Origin of the sequence: Eubacterium sp. AF22-8LB (assembly GCF_003458715.1) — a bacterium.
Lineage (GTDB): Bacteria > Bacillota_I > Bacilli_A > Erysipelotrichales > Erysipelotrichaceae > Holdemanella.
Genome location: NZ_QRVI01000051.1, coordinates 1 through 4,036, shown reverse-complemented (window position 1 = coordinate 4,036; position 4,036 = coordinate 1). Strand labels below are relative to the sequence as shown.

Below are 4,036 nucleotides of genomic sequence, written 5' to 3'. Positions count from 1 at the left end.
TTGTACCACTGGTGTAAATTTTCTCTTTTTGACTAGTCCTATTTATATGCTAACATCAGTTCTTTCACTGTATATGCGAATACACCACATGGTAGTTCATCCAAGATTTCCTTATAGTAATCGTTTTGAGCTTCATTTTGATTACGAAGCTTTACATTTGTTTCTGCAAGATAGGATTCAACGATCTTATCCTTCTCCAAACGTACAATATCACTGATATCCTGATGGATACCGGCAATCGAACCATCTTCCATTTTCTTACCTGAACAACGAATCATCATAACCCCTTTTTCAGGATGTAAAAACCGATACACTATTTCCGTTCTTTCTTCGCTTAGTTTTCTTACGTATTCTCCAAATTGCTCTTGATCTTCAGGATGTACATGTGATAAATGAAATTTTAAGCATGCTTGTGCATCCATTTCTTTTGATACACCAATCAAATTTAAGAAACAATCATCCCCATACAATTGATTCCCATCTAATTTCCATAATCCAATTGAGTTCTCTTTTAAAACTTGATTCATTATTTTGTCCATACGATTATTATATCTAATAATGATAGCGTTCTCAATGAAAGGGCAGAAAAAAGTATTATAGAAATATAAAATTGTGTTATTATTATAAAAATATTTTTTTGAAAAGGAAGTGAAATATATGCGTGTAGTAATTAAAGTAGGTACAAGCACTTTGGCATACGAAAATACAGGTCTTTTGCACATTCGTAGAATGAAACAGTTATGCGAAGTATTAAGCGACATCAAGAATGCAGGACATGAAGTCATTCTTGTATCAAGTGGAGCCATCGGCATGGGCATGGGAAAATTAGGTTTAGATTCTAAGCCGCAGGATCTTCCTGGAAAACAAGCTTGTGCAGCCATTGGACAATGTGAATTGATGTATACATATGATTCCTTGTTCTCACAATATAATCATATTGTTGGTCAAATTTTAATTACTAAGGCGGATATTGAAAATAACGATCGAAAAACAAACTTCATCAATACTATGGAACATTTATTAAAAAGAAATGTACTACCTATTGTGAATGAAAATGATACAATTGCGACTGAAGAAATCGTAATTGGAGATAATGATAATTTGGGTGCTATTCTAGCTAAGAACATTCATGCCGATTTATATATCATCTTATCGGACATCAATGGATTGTATGATGATGACCCTCATAAGAATGAAAATGCGAAATTAATTCCAGTAGTTTATGAATTGGATGATAAGATTTTAAGCTTTGGACAAGGCGTCAATTCCTATGTCGGTACGGGTGGTATGAAGACAAAGTTAGAGGCTGCCAAAACATGTATGGATGCAGGACTAGATATGATTATTACCAATGGTCAAAAGCCAGAAGCTTTATATTCTATTTTAGATAATGAAAGTATGGGTACTCGCTTTGTAGCCAAGAAAGGAGCATAATATGACAACTATACAAATCATGGAAAATGCCAAGGCTGCCACTCAATCATTGATGTTGTGTGATGAAACAAAGAAGAATGAAATCTTAGAATCTATGGCACAATCTTTATTAGCTCATAAAAAAGATATTTTAAATGCGAACAAAATCGATTTAGAAAAAGCTGTAGTAAGTGATGTCATGAAAGATCGCTTGAAGTTAAATAATCAAAGATTGAATGATATGGCTCAAGGCATTTTAGATGTTGTCAAATTAAAAGATCCAACTGGAAAAGTATTGAATGAAAGAACATTAGAGAATGGTCTAGTTGTTCAAAAAGTAAGTGTACCATTAGGTGTCATTGCGATTATTTATGAAAGCAGACCCAATGTCACAAGTGATGCAGCTACTTTATGCATCAAAAGTGGAAACACTTGTATTTTAAGAATTGGTAAGGAAGCCTGGAATAGTGCCAATGCGATTGTACAAGCACTACAAGAGGGCATTCAAAAATGTGATATAAATCCAAATATTGTTCAATTGATTCAGGATACAACACATCAAAGTGCCAATGAATTAATGGAGGGCGTAGGCTATATTGATCTATTGATTCCTAGAGGTGGAAAAAATTTAATTTCACGTTGTGTAGAGCATGCCAAAGTGCCATGTATTCAAACGGGTACAGGTATTTGTCACATTTATGTGGATGATGAAGTTGATCAAGATATGGCTGTAAAAGTCATTGAAAATGCGAAATGTTCAAGACCAAGTGTTTGTAATGCAGAAGAAGTTTTATTAGTGAATTCGAAAGTGGCCGATGAATTCTTACCAAAGTTAAAGAAACAACTAGATACATATCCAGTTGAATTAAGATTGGATGATAGAGCACAAAAAATCATTGATGGCACAAAAGCTACAGAACTAGATTTCGATACCGAATTTCTAGATTATATTCTAGCTATTAAAATTGTAGATTCTGTAGAAGAAGCCATTGAACATATTTCAAAGCATTCAACAAAACATAGTGAATCCATTCTAACTACAAATAAAGAACATGCCAGATTATTCACTCAATCTATAGATAGTGCAGCCGTTTATGTGAATTGTTCCACACGCTTTACGGATGGCGGTCAATTTGGCTTAGGTTGTGAGATTGGCATTTCCACACAAAAGCTTCATGCCAGAGGTCCTATGGGACTTGAAGAATTAACCACATATAAATACATAGTCCAGGGTAACGGACAGATTCGATAAACAAAAACAGGCAATTTAGAAGTTGCCTGTTTTTTATTTTCGTTATCATCTAATTCTTTTGTCCGTAATAACTCTCAATACTATATTCAGACCATTTTAAATACATTTCTTGATAGTTTTGTTTAATAAATTCTTGAATTTTTCTAATTTCTCTATCATTAAGAATTCCACGATTTTGTAGAACTGTATCTCCATTATCCTTCACAAAAAATTTTGCGGATCCTGATTCAGTAAGTTTACGATCACTCGCATGAACATGCATGCATTCAATTACGCAATATGATGTAAAATATAAATAATATCCTGCTATTTTAAACTCATAATATTTCGGCATTTCATTCCTCCATAAACTTACGATTTTTTTCAAGGTAATTTATCACAATACGAATTTCAATATCATCCATACTTGTTTCCAACACTTTTCCATCCAACGAAAGAACTGTAGCTCGATCAGGTCGATTTAAATTCAACACTCTGTATCCTTCTTTACAACGTTTAAATGCATACCCATTCACTATCATGTCTGCCTCATCTGCAATTATTTTAATATCTATCATTTGCAACCTTCACTCCTTTAATTTGTTTACAAAACTCATCTGTATCAAAATATAGATTTTTTAAAATAGGAATAAGATCAATATACTCTTCTTCCGGCTGTTCATTATGTTTATATTTTGCCATTACAACTAAATACCCATTATCCCATTCTTTTACTTCAGTGTAATACTCTAAAGAATATGGTGCTACAAAGCGAATTACATGATTGCCAAATTGAAATTTCGTATAGTTTTTTTCGTTACTTAAAACGGCTTCGTTCATCATAATATCGCCTCCTCATCATCCAAATTATACGTTTATCTTAAATGTATTTCAACAAAATGAATTTATAATCTAATGCGCAAGATTTCAACTTACTGCCTACTTTCTAAAATCTACTAAGCACTTATAAAAGGCACAAGATAAAATGATTTCAATAGTAATCTTCCAGAAGCATCGTTCTTTTTAAAATCTTCCTCATAAAGAGTAATAATCTGTCTTTTAACCATATCAATTTCTGAAAAGTTTTTCCCAGCCACATATGCTTCTACAGCCTGAGGCATACCACCAACAGCCATATATATTCTTAAATCTCTCATTAACTTTCGATTGGTTGCCTGCCCTATTGGTGAACCACTATCATATATCTGATTTAACAGTCTCTGACTATTTCCCGTGACATCACAAAATTCTTCATAGTCCATTGGGTACACCTGAATTTTCATTTCTTCAAAGTCATTCTATATAATTTATTCCGTTTCTTCAATGTATCACGTTGGTACTATGTCAAGAAAAAGGACTCATAAAATAGATAAATTTTAAATTTTAATGCTT

General features: G+C 32.8%; 7 protein-coding genes. 2 read left to right on the top strand and 5 right to left on the bottom strand.

What is annotated here, in order from left to right:
• Positions 1-38: 38 nt before the first annotated feature.
• Positions 39-527: a PAS domain-containing protein gene (locus tag DWY01_RS11230; RefSeq protein ID WP_199519963.1), complete on the bottom strand. Its 489-nt coding sequence runs from the start codon at positions 525-527 to the stop codon at positions 39-41.
• Positions 528-657: 130 nt separating this feature from the next.
• On the opposite strand from DWY01_RS11230, the gene proB reads away from it, so the two are divergent.
• A complete protein-coding gene (gene proB / locus DWY01_RS11225; protein WP_117996200.1) occupies positions 658-1,434 on the top strand; it encodes a glutamate 5-kinase in 777 nt (258 codons plus the stop codon).
• 1 nt (position 1,435) lies between these two features.
• Positions 1,436-2,665 (top strand): glutamate-5-semialdehyde dehydrogenase, encoded by a 1,230-nt coding sequence (locus DWY01_RS11220; protein WP_117996199.1) that lies wholly within the window; start codon positions 1,436-1,438, stop codon positions 2,663-2,665.
• 49 nt (positions 2,666-2,714) lie between these two features.
• Here DWY01_RS11220 and DWY01_RS11215 read toward each other — a convergent pair whose 3' ends face one another.
• The 4 genes from DWY01_RS11215 to DWY01_RS11200 all read right to left on the bottom strand — a co-directional run bounded on the left by DWY01_RS11215 (position 2,715) and on the right by DWY01_RS11200 (position 3,906).
• Positions 2,715-2,999 (bottom strand): DUF4160 domain-containing protein, encoded by a 285-nt coding sequence (locus DWY01_RS11215; protein WP_117571955.1) that lies wholly within the window; start codon positions 2,997-2,999, stop codon positions 2,715-2,717.
• Between the two features lies 1 nt (position 3,000).
• Positions 3,001-3,222, bottom strand: coding sequence for a hypothetical protein (locus tag DWY01_RS11210; protein ID WP_117571954.1), 222 nt, complete (start codon positions 3,220-3,222; stop codon positions 3,001-3,003).
• The gene (locus DWY01_RS11205; protein ID WP_117571953.1) at positions 3,209-3,487 is read right to left on the bottom strand and encodes a hypothetical protein; all 279 of its coding nucleotides are present in this window, start codon (positions 3,485-3,487) and stop codon (positions 3,209-3,211) included. The genes DWY01_RS11210 and DWY01_RS11205 overlap by 14 nt, the downstream gene beginning before the upstream one ends.
• Before the next feature lie 113 nt (positions 3,488-3,600).
• Positions 3,601-3,906, bottom strand: coding sequence for a hypothetical protein (locus DWY01_RS11200; protein WP_199519962.1), 306 nt, complete (start codon positions 3,904-3,906; stop codon positions 3,601-3,603).
• Between the last annotated feature and the right edge of the window lie 130 nt (positions 3,907-4,036).